Genomic DNA, 19,900 nt, shown 5'->3' on the forward strand with positions numbered 1-19,900 from the left:
CCCGCGGAGCGGGTACCACCGCGCTGCGCGCGGTGAAGCGAACCGCCCCGGCTTCGCCGGGGCGGTGAGCGGGCCCGCTTCGCGGGCCCCGTGAACCCCCGGGCTTCGCCCGGGGGTTCACACCCTGCGGGGTCGCTGCGCGACCCCGCAGGGTGTGCCCTTCCGCTGCGCTTCAGGGCAGCGGACTCCGCTGCGCTTCGCCCGCCCTGGACTGACTGACCGTCAGGATTTGTACTGTGGGTGGTGGGTGAAGCCCCGTCCGCTGCGCTTCCGGGGCCTTGCCCGCTTCGCGGGCGGCTGGCTACGGGGAGGGGGTGGCTGCCTCACGTTGATGCAGCATGTTGCTTTGGCAGAATTGGGTGACACCCGATGGTGTTCAGGCGAGGATGTGGAATGCGTCCGTGCATTCGGTTCCTGGCGGGGGCACGATGATTTCTCCGTCGGGCTGGAAACAATAGGCGTCGAACAGTTCGGCGCCGGTCATGGCTTGGGGGATGCCTTCGGTTACCCGCCATCCCCGGACGGTGTCTTCCGGGTGGCTGAGAGTACGCAGGATGATGCCTCCCACCAAGTTGCCCGCGATGGCGCAGGCGAGGAGGTAGGAGAGTTCCCATACCTCCTCCAGGTTGGCGTGGAGGGTCTCGCTCTGATCGGCGATCAGGAAGTCCGTCGTGTGGACAGCGCTGCCGCCGATTCCCGCGATGGACATGATGATGCTGTGCCTGCCGTCTCCCGCCCTGCCGACCAGGCGGGAGAGGTAGTCGGCGGCGCGCTGCTGGTCGTTGTCGCTCGCTTCGGGAAGGAACATGTCTCCTCTTCCAGTGGTGCTTCCGGTGACCCGTGCAAGGGGGTGCCACTCCCCCCGCACGGTGTTGAGGGTCGGGACGTGGGCGCGCCCCGGGGAGGGAGGGGCGGTGGCCCCTCCCTCGCTCGCCTACTCGGCCAGTGCGTTGATGTCGGCTCCGGCCATGGCGAGGATGGTGAGCATGTGTCCGATCAGCTCCGTGACCTGGTCCTCGGTCAGGCCGAGGGTGGCGCCGTGCGGGTCGGCGCCGCCGGTGAAGACGGCGTTGCCGACGTAGCGCTGGGGCGGGGTGCAGTAGCGGAAGAGGATCAGGGAGGCGGGGACGTTCACGTGGGGGTTCTCGGCGTACAGGCCCTCGTCATCCACCCACATGGACAGGGTCTCGGTGACGTCGAAGACGTCGACCGTGCGGCACTCGATCTCGGCTCGGAGGGTCTTCAGGTTGTCGCCGGTTTCGGCCGGCCAGTCGATGATCTTGAAGAAGCCGTCCGGGCGGACGAGCAGGGCGAAGGAACGGGCGTTGCTGATCTTCGACACGGGGTCTCCCGGTGTGAGTGTGGGTGCTTCGGGTGTTGGGCGGGTGCCACCCCCGACCAACACAACAACTATAACACGTACCCATCACTTTCGGGGTTGATTTCGCAGGTCACAACCCATACGAGTGAGCGGCAAGTCGTTCGCGACTCGCCTTTCCCGGTGGCGCGCGGAGTGCCCTCCGTGAGCGGCCCGCAGGGGCGCCGCACGTGGGAGCGCCGCAGGCGCTCCCACAGCGGCCCGCAGGGCCGCTGCGCAGGGGCGTAGCCCCTGGAGTGCCGCAGGCACTCCGCGTCGTGTCTCCGCAGGAGACCGCGCGCCAAGAAGGTGAACGCAGGGAAGGGGATCCGGCAGCGTCCCACTACGCCCGGTCCCCTCAGAGAAGGCGAGGGCGCGCCCCCGCCCGCGTCTCCCCTTTTGCGCCCCGCCTTGGACGGGTGCCCGCCGGCCTCCCCTGCCCGGGTGCCCCTGGCATGCCGGAGGGGCGGCCCCGGGTCTTCCCGGGACCGCCCCTCCGGCTGTCTTCTATGACCAGTCCCACCAATTCTTGATTTCCTCCACGGAAACGCCGAAGGCGTCTTTCGCGATGTCCTGGAAAGTGGATCCGGGTCCTCTGCAAGCTTGGTTGCGGCTGCCATGAAAAGCGTCACGATGTCGCGTTGCGGCTCATCCAGCTTCAACTCTTCCTGGATCATGTCCGCCGCGCTGTCGTGGGCACGCTTAATGTCCTCGGAGGTGAACTGGCTGCGGAGCGGTGTGATGCCGTCGCAGCGGGCCTTGGTGCAGTCCGCAATGGGGCGGGGTGTCCCGCAGGTAGCGCAGCGGATCAGGGTCATATGGTCCTGCTTCCTTGGCTCATCAGCCCGTGCCGGGGACGCGGCGTACGCGCCCCCGGCACGGGAAGGTGGGTCAGAGGTTCCAGGTGCCGTCTTCGAGCCGGACGGACATGAGGAGGTGGCGGTATCCGTCACCACTGATGGCGGGGCCGTCCGTGAAGGTCATCGCGAGGGCGTCGCCTGTCGTGATCTTGGCGGGGATGTGGAGGGTGACGGTGTCGCCGGAGAACGCGGCGAGGGCGTCGGCCAGGTAAGCGGGCTTGAACGATACGTGGCGGCGGGGGAGTACAGCGGGGTCGCCCTGGTCGGCGGTGTGGGGCACCGGGATGCCCTGGAGTCGGGCACGGTCCTGTGCCTCGGGAAGGACGGGAGCGAGAGTGAGACGGCCCTCGCCGTCCCACAGGAGGCTGACGGGTGTGTGCTTGTCGCCCTTGGCCTTGAGGACGGCGGCGCACTTCTTCAGAGCGGCGGCGAGCGTGGTTCGCGGGATGCCGACTGAGACAGGGGCCTCGGCGGGGAACAGCTTCTTGTATCTGGGGAGACGGCCGTCGAGGGTGCGCGTGGTGACGGTGATCTGTCCGGCTGTCAGGGTGAACCACCGGCCGTCCGTGCTGATACCGAGCGAGATGGTTCCGGCGTGTGCCTTGAGAACCGGCACCAGCCGCTTGAGGACGGCGCCCTGGACGACAGCGGACATGGGGCGATCGTCGGCCGTGACACCGTCGGCGAGTGTCGTGGGGACGTCCGCCACGGCGAACCGGTAGCGGTCGGTCGCGGCCAGGGTGAGGGTCTGACCGTGGAAGGTGAAGTCGACCCCGGTCAGGGTCGGCAGGGTGTCGTCGGTGCCGCAGGAGGACAGCGTGCGCAGCAGCTGCCCGAGGAGCTCGCCCGAGTCTGCGGTGGCCAGGGTGGGGGCGGGGAGCGGCGGGTGGATGTAGGCGGCGGGGTCCGGGGTGGCGATGGGAACGGTCATTGCGCCGCCGGTGAGGAGGTCACCGGAGAGGGTGACGGGCATCCGGGCCGCGACGGCCTTTGCCTCACCCGCGACGAGTGCTCCCATGACCTTGGTCCACTGGGCGTGGTCGAGGAGGGATGCGCCGGCCATCGTCGGGGTGGCGCCCGGGAGCGTCACGGAGACGGCTGTTTCGAGGTCGAACGTGCAGAGAGTGACAGCGTTGCTGCTGCTCTGGACACGGACACCGTGCTGAGCGGGGTTCGTAATCTTCGGGTTGATGCCGAGCGCCACGGTCGTGAGCGCGGCGGTGAGGTCGGTGTGCAGGGAGCTGAACGCGGGGGTGGTGGACGTCTGGTCGGCGGAGGGGTTGGTGTTCATGAACGGCCTTTCACGGAGGAGTGCTGTCGGTGGCGGCGGGGTGCCACTCCCCGCCGCCGCAGGCGGGGCGCAGCTCGGCTGCGCCCCGGAGGGGGTCAGGCGTTGGCGGCGGACCGCGTGATGGAGCGGCGGCGGACGCAGCAGAGCGCGGTGGCGTCCGGGTCCTCGGCGAACGGGTCGGTGAGGCGGTAGCGGACGTCGGTGCTGCCGAGGTAGTCGGCGCTGGCGCAGTAGGCGCAGGCGCACGGGTGGGCGATGTGGAGCCCGTGGTGCGCGGGGATGCTGCCGTGGTAGACGACGACGTCGCCGGGCTCGATGAGGTCGAGGGAGGCAAACAGGGTGTCGGACATGGGGAGCTCCTCACAGGTGCACGTGGATTCGGGTTGTGATCGGCTGCCACCACCGACCAACAACATAACTATATCACGCACACGTCACTTCAGGGGGATGTTTCCGCAGGTCAACCCGTACGGGTGAATCCCCGAGGCCCGGCAGTGCCAGTGGCGAGGCCCACGGCACACAGAACGCCGGAAGGGAGATCGGCCGGGCTCCCGGCATCCCCAGCCGCTGAGGCAGCGGCCGGCCGCGCCTTCGTCCCCCTGGGGCGCGTGCGGTCTCAAGCGTTGCCGCGCCCGGGTCTCAAGCCCCGCCGGGCGCAAGCAGAAGCGGTCCCGCCCGGACCATCCCGGGCGAAACCGCTGGTTGCTTCGCCGCTTGGCCGAGTCACGCGATCAGCGTGAAATCCGCCCCCTCGACCACCTGATCGCAGAGGTCCCCGAGGAACGCCGCGACGACGTAGGCGCCGTTGTCGCCGCCCCAGAGGGTCTCGGGGGTCTCGCAGTACGGTTCCTCGGCGCGGTGGGGGAACGCCCCCAGTACCGCACGGGCCGCGTCCCCTTTCGCTTCCTCGTAGTTCTCACCCTCGGCGACGACCGCGAAGGTGTCGGCGAGGTCCGGGACCGAGTACCAGTCTCCGATGATGGTGAACTTCACTGGGGTTCCTCTCGTCGGCTGAAAGGGGCCCCGGAGACGCTCCGGGGCCAGGAGGGGTTGCTTAGCGGCGCGGGCCGGGGATGGCGCGGCGGCGGTTCATATAGCGGTCGAGCAGGGCGAGCGCCTGGTCCTCGGTGAGACCGAGGAGCGTGCCGCCGTGGGTGGACCCGGTGAAGACGGCCGTGCCGCAGACCTGGGCGGGAACGGTCTGGAAGGCGCGAAGGAGGTGGCGTGCCGGGTTGTTCGCGGGGCGACCGAGCAGGACGGCCAGGCCGTCGGTCCACATGATCAGTTGAGTGGTGATGTCGACGGATCGGACCTGGTCGGCGCCCAGGGCGCTCTGCGGGCACATGTCATGGCCCCATTCGATCAGGCTGAACTTTCCGGTCGGTGCGATGCGGAGCGCGTAGGTGTCCTGGGCAAGGGTGGGCATGAGTGTCCCCTTCTTCGGGAGATGCGGCTTTCGGTGCTGATCGGCTGCCACCGCCGACCATCGAGACAACTATATCAATTGCAATTCACTTTCAGGACGCGGAAGCCACCACTCCCCCCCCCGTTCGGCGGCACCACCTTCACGGAGGGCTGCGAAAAACCCCCCGGCCGGGCAGGACATCCCGGCCACTCAACCCGAAGGCGGGACACCACCCATGGCGACTGCTCACCATCGCCGGCGGACTGGAATTCCGCGCGGTCCAGGCCGGCCGGGGTCGAGCACGAGCGGCGCGCCGGAATGCGCCTGGCCCGGCGATCACCGGGCCAGGCTCGACACGCGAAGGTGAGCAAGGGGCCGACGGACATGATGCATGCGTGATATAGTTTTCTTGTTGGTCGGGAGTGGCACCCGGTCAGCACCCCCACCGAAACGCACTGCGCCGAGGAGCACCCGATGTCGAACTCCATGAAGATCACCGCCGGTCAGACCTCCACCCGCACCCTGGCCGACCTGATCCGCGCCATGGACGGACGGCGGGCCGCCACCATCACCTACGTGGACGGCAAGGGTGAGGAGACGGTGCGCACCATCGAGATCCACAACGTGATCACCACCAGCAAGGGCGGGATCGTCGTCCGCGCGATGTGCCGCGCCCGGGGCGAGATGCGGACCTTCTCCGTGGAGCAGATCAAGGCGTACACGGTGCACCGCATCCGCTTCACGCTCGCCGTCCCGGCGGAGAAGGCGGAGTTCCCCCTCGCACACCTCGCCCGTACCGCCCAGGAGCTGGTCGACATGGAGCTGGAGCGCGACTACCCCCAGCCCAAGTGGGTGCTTGTCGCCTAGGCGACCGGGCCCGCCCCGTCGGGGCGGGCCCCGCCCGGCCGTCCGTACCTGGGCACCGGCCCACCTGCCGACGTCCCCGCCTCATGCCGCACCCCCAGCCTCCCGCCGGAGCGAACCCTCCTCCCCGTTCTGGAGACCGCATGCCCGACGAATTCCCCTACGAATGGCGTCCTGCGCCCTGCCCCGTGTGCCAGGATCCGGCCGCTCGGCTCGTAGCCGCCGATCGCGACCGCTCTGCACTGCTGTTGTGCGGCCGCTGCCCCGCCTACGGGAAGTCCCCTTACCGTCACCTCTCCGAGGTCCACGCAATCCTTCCGCTCAACGCAGTGCTCGCCATGGGCGGAGAGGTCCTGCGCATCGGCGTCCCGGCCGCCCCGCCCAGCCTGAACCCCTACACGCAGGCGGTGGTGAAGCTGGCCACGGAACGGGGGTTCATTCCTGTCTGGCACCGCTCCCCCAGGCGCCACCGCGTGATCCTGACTGCGCCCGTCCCTGACGGTGCGTGGGGTTGGTTGGAGGTCGGCGCCTGCTCCGGGAAGATCCTGCGCGCTGGGGCCTACCCGAAGGGGCGTCGGACGCCCGGCGTCGGCGCCGAGGGGCCGCGTGCCGCCCGCCGGGTGATGGATCGTCTTTCCTGCGGCAGGTGGGCCGCCGAGGCTGCCGCAGGGAGCACGACGCCCGACCCGCACTGACCTGCCTGCTGCTGCCGTCCCCGCCGGGGCGGCAGCACAGGCGGCGGCACCCAGCGGCCTACTGCACCCTGACCCCACAACCGCGCCCCAGGGGCGGTGATGCAGGCCGGCCCGGCTCCGGGTGACTTGGGAGACCCACACGGACCGAGTCGGAGCGTTGATCCCGCGCCGCACGCGGGCCGGAGCCGGGCGGGAGAGGCCGCCACCTTGAAATAGTGATGCTTGCATGTTATTGTTTTCCAAGTGTTCGGCGGTGGCAGCCGACCGCGACCCGAATCCACACTCTCGGCTCTCAAGGGAGATCCGCATGACCCGGTACATCGACACCAAGCACGTCTCCGCCGAGCTCCGCCGGCGCCTGAAGGCAGCGTTCCCCGGGGCCAAGTTCTCCGTGCTCACCGGCACCGGCACCGGCTCCGCCTGGATCTCCGTCCACTGGACCGACGGCCCCGACATCAAGGCCGTGGACCAGGTCGCGAACCCCCTTCACGGTGCCCACTGGGACGGATACAGCGAGACGTACGTTCACACGGACAACGAACTCACCGTGACGGTGAAGGGCGAGCAGATCACCGGCAAGCCGCTCGTGGACGGCATCACCACCCACCGGGACTTCTCGGACGACGTCCTCGCCGAGGCGAAGACGCTGTGGTCGGCCGCGTTCGGCGGGGCCGACCCGGACGACGGCGGGATGCGCGGTGCGGCGGTCGTCGAAGGCAAGGTCGTCCCCGACAGCTGGGCCCCGAACCAGGTCCGTTTCATCGCGCAGGAGGTCGTGGCCCCCAAGCGCTGGAAGGCCGCCCAGGCCGCCGCCACGAAGGCCCCGGCCAAGGCTGGGGCCAAGTCCCGACGCACGGCTCCCGCCAAGGCCGGGACGTCCGCCGGGGTCACCGTCTCCTGCACCGCCGAGGCGGGTGTCACCGTCACCGGCACGACGTTCGGGGACGGCGCCGCCCCGATCCTCCGTGCCCACGGTCTCGACTGGAGCCGCAAGGGCGCGTGCTGGTACTCCCGGGGAAACAGTGGCGACGAATCCGGCGCAGCGCTGATCACCGCGTACGCCGCCGCCGAAGCTCTGCGCGCGGCCGGTATCACGGTCACCGCCGACCTTCCGACGCTTCCGGCCGGCGCAATCCTCCCGGCCGCCCCCGTCCCGGCCGAGGCGGAGGAGTCTGCCGAGGACGACGTTCCCGAGGGCTTCAGCGGGATCGTCCTGCGTCACACCCGCGCGGGCGGCACCCTCGCCGAAGGCACCGCCCGCGGCGACGGCTCCGCCGAGATCCTCAAGAGCCGCCGCTTCCGCTGGTCGAGGAACCTCAACGCCTGGTACCTCCCGCACTCCCGCGACAAGGCCGCCGACCGCTTCACCCTCAACGCGGTCTCCGAGGCCCTCCAGGAGTCCGGGCACGCCGTGCACATCACCGTGCGCGAGGACATCGCCCGCAGCTTCGGCGAGGCCGAGGCCGACCGGGAAGGGCGCGCCGCCGAGCGGGCCGAGCGCTTCGGGGAATACGCCGACCGGGCGGCCGGATCCTCCGAGGCCGCGTTCGCCGAGGCCCGCCGTATCGGCTCCGCCATCCCCCTCGGTCAGCCGATCCTGGTCGGTCACCACTCCGAGCGCCGGCACCGCCGGGATCTCGCCCGGATCGACGCGAAGCAGCACAAGGGAATCGAGCAGGGGAACCGCGCCGAGCACTACGCCGGCCGCGCCGAAGCCTCCGCAAACTACGAGCGGCACCGCAAGGACCCGGCCCGCACGCTGCGCCGCCTCAAGGAGCTCGAAGCCACCCTGCGCGGCCTGGAGAAGCTCCTTGCGGGGGAATCCGCTTTCGGTTCCTCGTGGGACATCAGCAAGCCGGAGAACGTCGCCGAACTGACCCGCCGCCACACCGAGACCGCCGACGAGATCGCCCACTGGCGGGAGATCATCGCGCAGGCGGAGGCCGACGGGGTCAAGCTCTGGTCCCGGGCCCAATTCACCAAGGGCGACTACGCCCGCGCGCGAGGCCACTGGTACGAGGTCCTCCGGGTCAACGCCACCTCCCTCACCGTTCCCGGCGGGCCGGACATCCAGCCCGTCATCAACCAGGAAACCCGGGCGTACTCCTGGAACGACCGCATCCCGTACGACGCCATCACCGGTCGCCTGAGCGCCGAGGACATGGCCGTCCGCCTCACCCCCCAGGACTGAACGGGAACACGGTGGCCGGGCCCCGGATTCCCGGGCCCGGCCACCACCGCGCGGCAGACGTCCCCTCCCGTCCAGCGTTGATCGTCGCTGCGCCCCGCCCGGGACACCGGCGGGCGGCGGCCGCGGTTCAAGACGTGGTGACCCGAACTGTTCCTCTCGGAAAGGGCGGCCAGGCATCACCGTGCGACGGCTTCCGGTGCGCTTCGAACACCACCTCATGATGAATGCGTGATATAGTTTTCCCAATGGTCGGCGGTAGCAGCCGACCTCACCGAATCCGCACACTCCGTGCCCCCTGGGTGTCCCTGGCCGAGGACATGGCCAGCCAGCAGTAGCTGGCCCCCTGGCGGGGCGGGTATCCGCCCCGCCCCACCAGGCACGCGTACGACACCGGCGGCTCGGTCCCGCCGTCCCAAACACGCCAAGCGGCAGTGGCAGCCGCCGGCACCGGAACCACCACCCCGCACCCGAGGAGCCCCATGGACTTCCCCACCCGCCGCCGACTGCTGGAAGGCGTCCGCCGCGCCCACCAGGCCGACGCCGCCCGCACCGCCGCCACCCGCGCCCACACCCGCGCCGCCACGGCCCTCGCCGAGGCCCGCTCCCGCCTCACCTCCGCCGCAGCAGAACGGCTCCCCGCCGGCGAGCTGGAGGCGGCGCGGGCGGCCCTCAACGACCTTGCCCGGCGCGAGACGGCAACCCGGGACAAGCTGCGCAGGACGTTCGCCGCGGCACGCACGGCCAACGGCGTGCTCGGCGCCCTCTACGCTCCGCACGCCCGGGGCCGGGGCACCGGCGGCCTCACCCGGTCCGAGGTCGCGGCCGGTCTCCTCGGCGATCTCGCCGCGGCGCCCAGGGAGCTCATCCTGGCCGCAGACGCGATCGTGGTCTCCACAAGCGGCGGCAAGGACTCGCTCGTCTGCGGGGACCGCGTGGTCGCGCTGGCCACCGAGGCCGGCTGCCTGGACAAGGTGGTCATGGTCCATGCCGACCTGGGAGAGGAGTCGGAATGGCCGGGTGTGCGCGAGCTCGCGCAGCGCCAGGCCGAGCGGTGGGGCGTCAGGTTCCTCGTCGTCAAGGCCGAGGGCGGCTTGCTCGGCCTGGTCGAGAGGCGCGGCATGTGGCCGGACGCAGCCCGTCGGCTCTGTACAGCGTCGCTGAAAAGGGACAACATCGCACCGCTGTTCAAGCAGATCACGGACGCCCTCGGCCTTGACGGCCAGGCGCTGATCCTCTCCGCACTCGGCATCCGGGCCGCCGAGTCCCCCGCGCGGGCCCGCAAGACGCCACTCGCCCTCGACATGCGCGCGAGCAACGGACGCCGCATGGTTCTGACCTGGCACCCGGTACTGGAACTCACCGAAGCGGACGTCTGGCACCGGATCGCCGACGCCGGCCTGGAGTACCACCCCGTCTACGACGCGCTCATCCCCCGACTGTCCTGCGTGTTCTGCGTTCTCGCCGGCCGCGACGTCCTGGTGCGCGCCGTACGGCTGTGCTGGGCCCTGGGGCTGGACCTGCCCACCCGGTACGTCGCGCTGGAGGAGCACATCGGCCACCGCTTCAAGCAGCAGTTCGGCATCGCGGAAGTCGTGGCCGAGGCCGCCCGCGCCGAGGCGGAGGAAGGGCCGCTGGCCTGGAGCCGCGGAGACGCGCTGCGGCGCCACGTCGGCGAGGAGGCCGCTGCCGGCTACCTGCGCCGCCTCGCCGCAGCCGCCTGACGGTCCGGTCCGGTCCGGCCCGCCCGCTCCGTCCCGGGCGGTCCGGACCGGCGCCGGTGCGGCCTCCGGGCAGGATCTCCGGCTTGCGGTGAGCCGGCTCTTGGTGCCCGCCCGACCGTACACCCGAAATGGCTTTTGCATGTTATTGTTTTCTCATCGCTTTGGGGGTGGCACCCGGGCGGTACCGGAAGCACAGCACTGCACGGCCGCCGCGGCGGCCGGAGACGGGGACGCCCCATGACGGACACTCAGGCCGCCGAGCGCATCACGGAGCCGATCCGCGTGACCGGGCTCGGTTCGGATCCCACGGGACTGGTCCACCTGCTGCCCGACCACAGCGGCGCCGTCGCCCGCTGCGGGTTCGCCGAGTGGCACAGCTACGTCGTCTGCACCGACTGGCTGGAGGAGCGCACCTGCCCCGTGTGCCTGGCCGACCTCGCGCTCGACGTCGGTGCCGAGATCCCCGCCGACGTCCTCGCCGAACTCGACCAGATTGCCGCTCCCTGGCCCGGCCGCTGGCTCCTGCGCCCCCGCGAGGGCGACCCCGAGCGCATCGTCGGCGTCTTTGACGGCCCCGGGGGCTGGAACGAGGCACTGCGCGCGCTCGGCGCCCGCTACGACGCCGTCGGCCTGGACCTCTCCGGCGACGCCTGTGTCATCGCCGAGCAGGCCGGGCACCGCCGCATCGTCATCGACGTCACCCTGCTCGACCCCGAGCACCCCGCACTGCGCTGGGTCATCGGCGTCATCCTCTCGCCGCCCTGCCCTGCCTGGTCGACCGCGGGGAAGCGCGGTGGCCTCACCGCCCGGTCCCTGGAGATCCTCACCGCCATGTTGCGTGCCGCCGGGAAGGCCGCCGGGCACGGCGGCCGTCGGGAGCGTTCCGGCACGACGTGGGCCCAGGTTCGCGCCATGGCGGCCGCGATGCCGGACCCCGAGGCGGGGCTCGTCGCCGAGGTCCTGATCTGGGCGCTCGGTCTCCAGCTCCACGGCGAGAGCCTGCGGTGGGCCGCCATGGAGCAGTCGGCGAACCTACCCGCCGGGGTGCGCGAGACGATCAGCTCCGAACTCGCCCTCGCCGGCTGGTCCCAGCAGCAGTGGGCCGAGCTGGACGCCGCCGACTACGGGGTCGCGACCCACCGTCGCCGCGTCTTCCTCATGGCCACCCGTCATGACCGCATCCCTGGCTCTGTCCGGCCCGAAGTGCCCTTCGCCGAGCAGACATTCGCCGCTGCCCTGGGCTGGGACGCCGGGGAGCGCGTCAACACCCGCGGCGTACGGGGCCTGGGTCCAGGCGGGCGGCCCAAGGGCGGCAACACCTTCTCCGCCGACCGCGCCGGCTGGTGCCTCACCGGCAAGGCCCGGACGTGGTTCCGTGAGTCGGACGGCCGACGGCTGACCGAGGCCGAGGCCGGGCAACTGGTCGGGTTCCTCCCGTCCTACCCCTGGCGGGCCCAGTCCCCGACGTCCCGGAAGGTGGTCTCCCGGACCTCGGCGTTCCAGCGGATCGGAGACGTGGTCTGTCCGCCGGTCGGCGCGGCCGTCATGGGTGCCCTGACCGGCCGTCCCTGGTGTGAGCGGGTCAGGGCCTACCTCACGAGGGTCTACGGCGGAGCCGACGCTCCGCCCCCGGTTGAGGCGGCAACGCGCCTCCGGCAGTGCACGCCGGCGGACCTCGTGGCACTCGCGGCGTGACCCGGCCCAGCAGCGGGGCAGTCACCCCGCCGCCTGGCCGGGTCCCGGGGGCGCTCGGGGCATCTGGCCCGGTCTGAACATCGTTGAGAGCCCCTGGGGGAAGGGCTGATCGTCTTCCACCCAGCCACGGACAACACCCCCCATCGTCACGCATGCGTGTTATAGTTATCTAGCTGGTCGGCAGTGGCGGCCGGCCATCCATCCGCTTTCGCAAGACCGCCTGCGCGGACTGCGGCGGCGAATGCCCCGCTGACTACAGGCTGGCGACCTGAGGGCAGCCCTCCCGCACCACGCCATTCCGCCTCGCCCCCGGCCGGGGGCGAGGCCGCCCGGGGCCGGATGCCCCGCGTCCGGCCCCTCACCGACTCCAGGAGACCCGATGCACACCACCCCGCAGGAGTGCCGCAGCGCACTCGCCAACGCCCGGACCCAGGCGCGCGGCCTGGCCGCCACTCTCACCGCCACCCTGGCCCACATGTACCCGCACGCCGCCTACCTGGTCCTGCGCCGCTGCCCGGACTACCGCGATCTCGACCTCGACAGCATCCGGACCGTCAGCGGCGCCGTCCTGCACATGTTCGAAGACCTGACGGAACAGCTCCCTGACATCACGGACCCTGCGCTGCGGGCCTCCTGGGAGCAGAGCGACCCCCGTGACCCCCACGTCCTGCTCCACCTCCTCCGCGACCTCGACGCCCTGGGCGTCCGGTTCGACGTCCTCCCCGACTCCGCCCGGCAGAGGAACGATCCGCCCTGGGACGCGCTGTCTCTGCCGTGCCTGGTGGTGAACGCCGAGGCTCCAGAGCCCGAGGACGTCAAACAGGAAGTGACCGTGACGGTCGAACTGACCGTCACCGAGGAGGTCACCTACGAGTTCACCGCCGAGGTCGAGGTGCCCGCGCACCTCACGCGCGCCCCGGACGCCCTTCACGAGTACCTCGCGCACAACGAGGAACTGTGGCTCGACGCGCTGGACCCGCTCGGGGGTTGCGTCTGGGTCAACGAGCGCTCCCTGGACGAGGCGGCGCTCGTCCTCACCGCCTAAGGCCACCGGTCCCCAGATACGGGCGCCGCAAGGCGCCTGGGAAGGACGGCATCCGCATGCCCGAGTACACCGTGAGCTGGACGATCGAAGTCGACGCGGACACCCCCGCCCTCGCCGCCGTCGCGGCGCTGGCCGTCCAGCGCGATCCCGCCTCCTGGGCCACCGTCTTCACCGTCCACACGACCGAAGGCGACGTGACGGTGGACCTCGCATCCCGTCAGCAGGACCAGCGGACCCCGCCCGCATGACCCCCCTGCCCCTCGCGCCCTGGTACGGCCTGCGAGCCGTACCAGGGCGCGAGGGCGTGCTCCCTGGCTCCGTCCGTCCAGGCCCACACCGGTCACCCATGGATCGGACACACGCTCTCGTCCGGTGGGTGAACGGCTTCCGTCCTACTCCTCCAGGGCTCCCTCAAGGAAGTCATGGTGGCGGGCGAGGGCCTGGCCTAGGTCCCTACGGCCCGGCGTGCCACGCTGGGAGGTCTTCCACAGCCTGATGCCCTCGTTCTTGATCGCCACGGTGAGGAACGCTGCCCTGGAGGAGTCGTCGGGGATGTCAGCGGCCACGAGGGCCGCCATGACCTGGTGAGCGGCTTCGAGGTCCGGACGCCGGGCTGCGCGCCGTGCAACGGCGGTGATGTGGGTGATGTCAGTGGTGCGCTCAAGGGTCTGGGCGGTCAGTGCCAGCCACACCGCGTCGTCCAGTGCTGCGCTGTGGGCGAAGTTCCCGGCGGCGTGGAGGTGGCCAGCTGAGCCGGGAAGGTCAAGCGCGAGAACGCCGCGCCACAGCTCGACGCCGTGCTCGATGTCCGCCACGCGCTCTGGAGCTTCGGTACGGGGGAGGAGTCGCTCGGCCTCGCCCAGTAGCCGGGAGATAGCCGCCGGGCCGCCGTCGAGCGTGCTGAGGAGGGTGAGGAACTCGGGACGGCCTCCGAGGTCGCCCGGCCTGGCCAGGAGCAGGGCCGCGCAGTATCCCCAGAGCGCCGTGTGCGTCGTGTCGCCGCTGGTGCGGCCCAGGTAGGCGGCGAGTTTGGCCGGGTCGAGGCGCCGCATGATCCGCAGGCCGGCCGGGTCGATGCTCTGCCGGGCGTTGATCCCGTAGACGGCGGGCACGAACGTGTTGCCGAGGTCGAAGAGGGCAGCCTGGTGACGGTCGGTCCAGCGGGGCGCATGCTGGATCAGAGCGGGGAGGTGGCGGCCGATGATGGCCAGGGCGCGATGGTCGGTTCCCGTGTCGAGGAGGCCGTCGAGGAGGATCTTGACGGCCTCGGTGAGTTCGGCCGGGGCCTCGGCAAACGTAAGCCCGTGGCGGATGAGGGCGTCGAGCGCGAGGCCGCCGGTGTCCTGGTGCCCGCCCGACAGCGGGTCGGCCGCTGGGGTGGCCGGCTCGGTCCAGGCGAGGACGGCCGTTTCGAGCCAGCGGGTGAGTGCGGCCGAGATGTCTCCGAGGTCGGTGTGGTGCGTCCACGCCCTGGTGAGCGCGCGGCACAACGTCTGCTGCGCCTGTGCCGTGACCTGGCCCTCGACGCCGGGTGCGCGGAGCAGCCCCCACAACTGCGTGATGATGGCCTTCGTGGTGGCCTCGGGGTCCGGGAGCGGGCACGGGTCGGCGGTCAGCGGGGTGTGAAGTCCGGCCAGGTAGGCGTGTTGCAGAGCGTGGTCCGCGAGGGCCTCGGTGACCGCGGGGACGTCGGCGGCCCACAGGGCCGGGTCGGTGGTGACAAGGTTGATCAGGACGATCCGGGCGTAGTCCGGGGACAGGGAACCGGTCTGCTGCCGCTGCCGCAGGAGCGCGGCAGCGGTCGGGGCGCCCTGGCTGGTGACCACGGCGGCGAGTTCCTGTCCGGCGGCGGTGAGGGTGTCGAGGTAGGGAACGACCTGGACACGCGGAAGCGGCTTGGCCGGCGCGGGCCCGACGAGGGCGGTCACCGCGTCGATGACGGGCTGCCACGGGGCAAGCACCGGCGCGGGCAGCACCGGAGACAGTGACCACACCACGGACCAGCCGGCCGGAGCCTGAGCTGTCCAGTCGGCCAGAGCGCTGCGGCCCGTGTCGAGGGCGTCCCCGGTTGGGGCCGGGCCGAGCGCGGCGGTGAGTTCCTCTTCCAGCTCCGGCAGGGCGTCGGGCGTGCACTGGTCGAGGGCGGCGGCGATCAGGTCGACGGTGTCGGCGCCGGCCCTCTCAACGTCTCCCAGGCGAGCCAGGAGACTGCGGGCGGCCGCGAGCCAGCTCTGGGACGCCTCAGAATCGTCGCGCTGCTGGGGAAGCGTCTCCAGCAGGTGCGCCGCCAGCACACGGTCCGCCCACCGGGACGGTCCCGGCAGGTTCTGCCATCCGCGCGTGCGCTCGGTCAGGGAAACGCCGTGCTGGAACTCATTCCGGGCGAAGTCGAGGCGAGCCCGGACCGTGATCCGCGTGGCGGAGGGGCCGAAGTCGTCGGCCGAGACGGCCTGGCGCAGGTCGTCCGCCCAGTCGATGTGCGCCTGTTCCGCCTCGTACGCCACGGCCGCGTCGACGACCGCGTTCAGCGCGCCGCGGACGGCACGCACCACAGCCGCCGTCCCGGCGCCGTCGGGACCGTACCCGGCGTGGTGAAGATCCCGCAGCTGCGCCTGGAGCTCCCAGTACTGCCCGGCGGGGTGCTCCACCACGTACAGCAGTACCCGTTTGGCCGTCTCCACCCAGTCGAGGTCCCGCTCGCTGGCCGGGATGCCGGTCAGCCACACCACCAGCTGCCGCCAGAGCGCCTCCACGTTGTCGTCGGGGCCCAGGACGGTGCGCACCATGGGGGCGGAGGCTCCGCCGGTGGCGCGAGCCACTCGCAACAGACCGTCCAGCACGACCGGGTCCGCGCCGGTGAACTTGCTCTGGTGCTGCTGAAGCCAGGCCAGGGCCTTCTGCGGATCCGCCTGCGCGACGCGCTCCACGTACGGCTGGGCCGGCCAGTGCCCGGCGTGGGGCAGCAGCCGCGCCGGGCTGACCAGGCCGAGCCAGGCGGTGCTGACGGCGTTGGCGAAGAACCACCTGGTGGCTCGGGGCTGGTGGAAGGAGGCCACGGAGGCGGCGTCGGCCGCGGTGGGCGTTTCGGTCCGGGCGAGCCGGACCAGCAGTGGGGCCAGGGCGGGCAGGTCGAGCAGGAGCTGCTCGACGTGGGCAAGGAGGTCGGCAAAGAGTCGGCGGGTGCTTGCCTCGTCCGCGCCTTCGCCGCCGTGAAGGGTGGCGGAGGTCTGCCTGTAGAACCTCGACCATGCCCGCAGCGCCTCCTCCACGCCGTCCCCGGGGTCGGTGCCAGTGCGCTGGGTGAGGATGGACGCCACCTGGCGTCGCCGAAATCCGCCGCCGTTCTGTTCTTCGCGCTCCCGGTAGTCCCAGGCTTTCCGCAGGGCGTCGAGACCGTCCGGACGGTCCGCCTCTTCGGCCGCTCCGGACTCCTGGCGGGCCTGCCTCACCCTGCGCAGGGTCTCGACGACCGCGCGCTGGTCGTCCCCGTCGGCGGGCAGCGTCTTCAGTTCCTCGACCAGGTCAAGGAGCCGACGGACCGCCTCATACTCCGGCCGGGGGTCAGGAAGAACCGGCAGGTAGCCCTCGGGGACGCGGATCAGCCGTTCGACGGCCGCTCCCAGGCCGGCCTTCGGCTCAAGGCTGTCTGGCACGTCGCCGGCGTCGAGAGCGATGAGCAACTTGTCCAGCGGGGTCTGCCTCTGCTTCCCAGCCTGCTTGAGGAGGCTCTTGACCTCGCTGTTGACCTTCTCCTGGGCGTCGACAGGACCCTCGAATAGCTCCCCGGCTTCTTTGAGAAGCGCATCCAGAGCGGACCGGCAGGCCGCTTGGGCTGTCTCGAAAGGCCGGGGCCACCGCTCAGACTCCTGAAGCATCATCGCGGCGGTGCGGAGGTGGGCCAGCGCCCGCTCGCCGTTGGCCCCGAGCTCGAGGAGGGCCTCGGCGGTGTGTGAGCCGTCCGCCAGGCGGGACGGGTCAACTGCCATGCCAGTAGCGTCATTCGGGGTCACCGGCCCACGCTAGCACCCTCACTAGCAGCAGAATCAGCCCGAAAGCCCCTATTCGCTGCCGCTCGCCGCAAGGCGTGCCTCGTTCTCCGCGGCGATTTCGGTCACGAGCGCACCCAGGGCGGTGCCCTGGAACGCCTCCTCGATGGCCAGTTCGTCGCGGCCGACCGCCACGGCGACCGGGATGAGTTCGGCGAGTGCTTCCTCGGTCATGCCCTGTTCGGCGAGGGCGCTGCGGATCCGGCGGAGGACGGGCAGGTGAGCCACCATGTTGGCCAGGGCTTCTTCGCTGTCGGCGGAGAGGGCGAGGACTCGCTCCACGGTTCCGATCAGGTCGCTCGCCTGGGGATGCGTGATGTCGCTGGGCTTCAGGAGTTGCCCGGTGTTCTTGTAGTCCACGTAGAGGCCGCGGAACTTGTTCTTGCTGGTGCGCTTCGTGTCCCGGACGGCACGTTTGACGCCTCCCTCCCAGTCGCCGGGGTCGCCCTCAACCAGGTGCAGGATGAGGAAGGCGCAGAACGCCTTTACGTCGTGGTCGGTGAACCTGGCGGGGAAGGCGTCCAGTTCCGTTTGCCGCTGTTCGTCGGGCATGGGCAGGACTGCGGTGCACAGCACTGCCTTGCCGATCTCTTCCAGGGCGAGGGCCGCGTTGGCGTACGCGACGGACCAGATGCCGTCGTCGAGGATCAGGTGGGCGGCGCGGAGCAGTTCCCTAGCGTGCTTGAACGCTTCGCGCCCTATGTCGATGAGGACCCGGTCCGCCGTATCCGGGTCGCTGGGCAGCAGTTTCACTCGGTCACTCTGGCAGGGGCGGCAGTTGAATGCACGGGGTTTCCCTGCCCGTTCCCGAGATGGCTGCGTCCCAGTCCATCGTTCCGGACTGGCTGTCGGTGAGTTCCGCGAGGCCGGAGCCGGGAACGACCTGGGCGCCCAGGTCGCGGAGCTCGCCCGGAAGGGCCATTCCGCAGCCCGCCGAGCCGCGCCGGTCCGGCCTCACACCGGCCAAACCCTCGCGCCCGGCTTGACCGAAATGATGTGTCGCGGTTATAGTTATCTCAGTCGACCGGTGGTGGCAGTCGGTTGGCGACCGAGAAGCACGGATCCCGACAAATCAACAGAGGAGCCCCGAGATGGCGCGTACCTTCCACGACCGCCCCGCCCGCATGCAGTACGAGGAGCGACCCTGGCTGTCCCCGTTCCTGAAGGACAGCAGCCGGACCTGGTTGCAGAGGCGGGCGCACAAGCAGGACCGCGCAGCGGTCGGGCGGGCGCTGCGGACCGGCGCCGAGCCGCCGCTCCCCCAGCGCCGCCGGATCGACTGGGACCAGCACTGATCCGGCCCATGCGAAGCGGCCCCACCGAGACGGTGGGGCCGCTTCGGCATGTCCGGAGAGCTTTCCGGGCCGCGGGCGAGGACGCCGAGGACCGGAAGGCCGGGTGGGGTTATGCGGCGGCCTGTCCGGCCCGCGACACCGGCCTGCTCGGGTGAAACTGCGCCGGCAGACCGGTCAGCCTCCGTAGGACGGTTCGGCTTCTCCGCGCCGGAACGGCATCCATCCGTCTTGTCGGGGACCTCGTCTCCGTGCGCGTTGCGGAGACCAGTAGGGGTGGCTGGGGCGCTTCCCCCTGCGCGGTCCCTGCTCAGTCCTCTCCGCCGGCGCGCCCGCCCGCGTTCACCTTGGGTCGCTTGGTGCCCTTGCGTCCGTCGAGCAGAGCGTCGAGCAGCTCGGCGGGGTCGGGCCGCAGACCGCTGCCCAGGTAGCGGATCCCTTCCCCTTCGGGGGCTGTTTCGGTGTACTTGCCGATCGGATGGCGGCGGTTGTCAGCGGTACGCCACCCGTAGCGTTCGTCCCACACCAGGGCAGGCGCCGGCTGGCCGGCTTCGAGCAGGATGACGGCGGCGAGGTGCCCGTCGTCGATCTGCCGGACCTCGGCCTCGGCCCGCGGGGCTACGCCGGCGCCCGCCAGGACGTCCGCGGCGTGCTGCAGATACGGCTTCACGCTGCGGGCGTGCAGTTCCCCCTCGGCGGCCTTGATCGCGCCGCGGTGGGTGAGGGCGGGGTAGCCCAACTGGAGAGCGGCCTCCTTCAGACCGAGGCCGGGCCGGGCCTCAACAAGGTCGGCGATCCGCCGGCCCCGGAGGGTGACCAGGCCGGCCTGGGCGGTAGGGAACTTGGTGATGCCCAGGGTGTCCGCGACGGCCTCCAGGGTGATGGCGGGGTCGGCGTCCAGGAGCTCGGCGATCCGCGGCAGGATCTGGTCACGAGGCACCATGTCGCCGCTGCCCGGCCGGCGGCCGCCGCCGGCGCCGCGGCCGGGCCGGCTGTCCCTGTAGGCGAGGACCAGGCGGCGGGGCCAGTGTTCCGTCCCCTTGGGCCCTTCGGGCACGAGGACCACACCGTCGGCCAGGTCCGGGTTCTGCTTGTAGGAGTTCCAGCTCATCGGCTTGATCCCGAGGAGCTCGGCGGCCTCGTGGCGGTCCAGCAGGTCCTCGTCATCATCGGCCTGAGGCAGCTCGGGGACGGGCTTGCCGGCGTAGAAGGCCGCGGTCTGCTCCGCATCCCAGAGCTGGGCCCGGGCACCGGGCGAGCTGATCGGCGCCGGATGGCCTTGTGCGGCGTAGGGCTTGGTGTTGCGGACGGTGCCGAGGGACTTGCCCAAGGCATCGGCCAGGTCGGCCATGGTCTGGACGTACTTGAGGCGTCCGGCGCGGATCATCTTCCTCTTCCTCTGTCAGGAGTGGCGGGGTGCGCGTGGCACCCCGCCGGC

The 19,900-nt window shown here is 71.1% G+C and carries 17 protein-coding genes; 7 read left to right on the top strand and 10 right to left on the bottom strand.

Annotated features, from left to right (window positions below; genetic code table 11):
• Positions 1-376: 376 nt before the first annotated feature.
• From ACIGHB_RS29580 to ACIGHB_RS29605, 6 genes are all read right to left on the bottom strand, one after another.
• Positions 377-808 carry a hypothetical protein gene (locus ACIGHB_RS29580; protein WP_399917229.1) on the bottom strand — a complete coding sequence of 144 codons (432 nt, stop codon included), beginning with the start codon at positions 806-808 and terminating at the stop codon, positions 377-379.
• Positions 809-934: 126 nt separating this feature from the next.
• Positions 935-1,342 (bottom strand): DUF3846 domain-containing protein, encoded by a 408-nt coding sequence (locus ACIGHB_RS29585; RefSeq protein ID WP_399917231.1) that lies wholly within the window; start codon positions 1,340-1,342, stop codon positions 935-937.
• Positions 1,343-2,248: 906 nt separating this feature from the next.
• Positions 2,249-3,508 (bottom strand): hypothetical protein, encoded by a 1,260-nt coding sequence (locus tag ACIGHB_RS29590; RefSeq protein WP_399917233.1) that lies wholly within the window; start codon positions 3,506-3,508, stop codon positions 2,249-2,251.
• Between the two features lie 95 nt (positions 3,509-3,603).
• Positions 3,604-3,858, bottom strand: a complete 255-nt coding sequence (locus tag ACIGHB_RS29595; RefSeq protein ID WP_399917235.1) for a hypothetical protein — start codon at positions 3,856-3,858, stop codon at positions 3,604-3,606.
• Between the two features lie 373 nt (positions 3,859-4,231).
• Positions 4,232-4,501 (bottom strand): hypothetical protein, encoded by a 270-nt coding sequence (locus ACIGHB_RS29600; RefSeq protein ID WP_399917237.1) that lies wholly within the window; start codon positions 4,499-4,501, stop codon positions 4,232-4,234.
• A 61-nt stretch (positions 4,502-4,562) separates the two neighbouring features.
• Complete coding sequence (locus ACIGHB_RS29605) at positions 4,563-4,934, bottom strand: DUF3846 domain-containing protein (RefSeq protein WP_399917239.1); 372 nt, start codon at positions 4,932-4,934, stop codon at positions 4,563-4,565.
• Positions 4,935-5,387: 453 nt separating this feature from the next.
• On the opposite strand from ACIGHB_RS29605, the gene ACIGHB_RS29610 reads away from it, so the two are divergent.
• The 5 genes from ACIGHB_RS29610 to ACIGHB_RS29630 all read left to right on the top strand — a co-directional run bounded on the left by ACIGHB_RS29610 (position 5,388) and on the right by ACIGHB_RS29630 (position 12,079).
• On the top strand, positions 5,388-5,780 hold the full coding sequence (locus tag ACIGHB_RS29610) for a WYL domain-containing protein (RefSeq protein WP_399917241.1): 393 nt from the start codon (positions 5,388-5,390) through the stop codon (positions 5,778-5,780).
• A 140-nt stretch (positions 5,781-5,920) separates the two neighbouring features.
• Positions 5,921-6,472 carry a hypothetical protein gene (locus ACIGHB_RS29615; RefSeq protein ID WP_399917243.1) on the top strand — a complete coding sequence of 184 codons (552 nt, stop codon included), beginning with the start codon at positions 5,921-5,923 and terminating at the stop codon, positions 6,470-6,472.
• A gap of 307 nt (positions 6,473-6,779) precedes the next feature.
• Positions 6,780-8,663 carry a DUF3560 domain-containing protein gene (locus tag ACIGHB_RS29620; protein ID WP_399917245.1) on the top strand — a complete coding sequence of 628 codons (1,884 nt, stop codon included), beginning with the start codon at positions 6,780-6,782 and terminating at the stop codon, positions 8,661-8,663.
• Positions 8,664-9,142: 479 nt separating this feature from the next.
• Positions 9,143-10,384: a phosphoadenosine phosphosulfate reductase family protein gene (locus tag ACIGHB_RS29625; RefSeq protein WP_399917247.1), complete on the top strand. Its 1,242-nt coding sequence runs from the start codon at positions 9,143-9,145 to the stop codon at positions 10,382-10,384.
• 237 nt (positions 10,385-10,621) lie between these two features.
• Positions 10,622-12,079, top strand: a complete 1,458-nt coding sequence (locus ACIGHB_RS29630; protein WP_399917248.1) for a hypothetical protein — start codon at positions 10,622-10,624, stop codon at positions 12,077-12,079.
• A gap of 358 nt (positions 12,080-12,437) precedes the next feature.
• Here ACIGHB_RS29630 and ACIGHB_RS29635 read toward each other — a convergent pair whose 3' ends face one another.
• On the bottom strand, positions 12,438-13,130 hold the full coding sequence (locus ACIGHB_RS29635; protein WP_399917250.1) for an ABATE domain-containing protein: 693 nt from the start codon (positions 13,128-13,130) through the stop codon (positions 12,438-12,440).
• A gap of 50 nt (positions 13,131-13,180) precedes the next feature.
• On the opposite strand from ACIGHB_RS29635, the gene ACIGHB_RS29640 reads away from it, so the two are divergent.
• Positions 13,181-13,372: a hypothetical protein gene (locus tag ACIGHB_RS29640; protein WP_399917252.1), complete on the top strand. Its 192-nt coding sequence runs from the start codon at positions 13,181-13,183 to the stop codon at positions 13,370-13,372.
• A 144-nt stretch (positions 13,373-13,516) separates the two neighbouring features.
• On the opposite strand, the gene ACIGHB_RS29645 is transcribed toward ACIGHB_RS29640, so the two are convergent.
• Both ACIGHB_RS29645 and ACIGHB_RS29650 read right to left on the bottom strand, forming a co-directional pair.
• Positions 13,517-17,110 (bottom strand): hypothetical protein, encoded by a 3,594-nt coding sequence (locus ACIGHB_RS29645; RefSeq protein ID WP_399917254.1) that lies wholly within the window; start codon positions 17,108-17,110, stop codon positions 13,517-13,519.
• A gap of 72 nt (positions 17,111-17,182) precedes the next feature.
• Positions 17,183-17,923, bottom strand: coding sequence for an AbiV family abortive infection protein (locus ACIGHB_RS29650; RefSeq protein ID WP_399917256.1), 741 nt, complete (start codon positions 17,921-17,923; stop codon positions 17,183-17,185).
• A 338-nt stretch (positions 17,924-18,261) separates the two neighbouring features.
• Here ACIGHB_RS29650 and ACIGHB_RS29655 point away from each other — a divergent pair, with 338 nt between their 5' ends.
• Positions 18,262-18,465, top strand: coding sequence for a hypothetical protein (locus ACIGHB_RS29655; RefSeq protein WP_399917258.1), 204 nt, complete (start codon positions 18,262-18,264; stop codon positions 18,463-18,465).
• 307 nt (positions 18,466-18,772) lie between these two features.
• On the opposite strand, the gene ACIGHB_RS29660 is transcribed toward ACIGHB_RS29655, so the two are convergent.
• On the bottom strand, positions 18,773-19,849 hold the full coding sequence (locus tag ACIGHB_RS29660) for a DUF6292 family protein (RefSeq protein WP_399917260.1): 1,077 nt from the start codon (positions 19,847-19,849) through the stop codon (positions 18,773-18,775).
• Between the last annotated feature and the right edge of the window lie 51 nt (positions 19,850-19,900).

It is taken from the genome of Streptomyces sp. NPDC085460 (genome assembly GCF_044541975.1).
Taxonomy (GTDB): Bacteria; Actinomycetota; Actinomycetes; order Streptomycetales; family Streptomycetaceae; genus Streptomyces.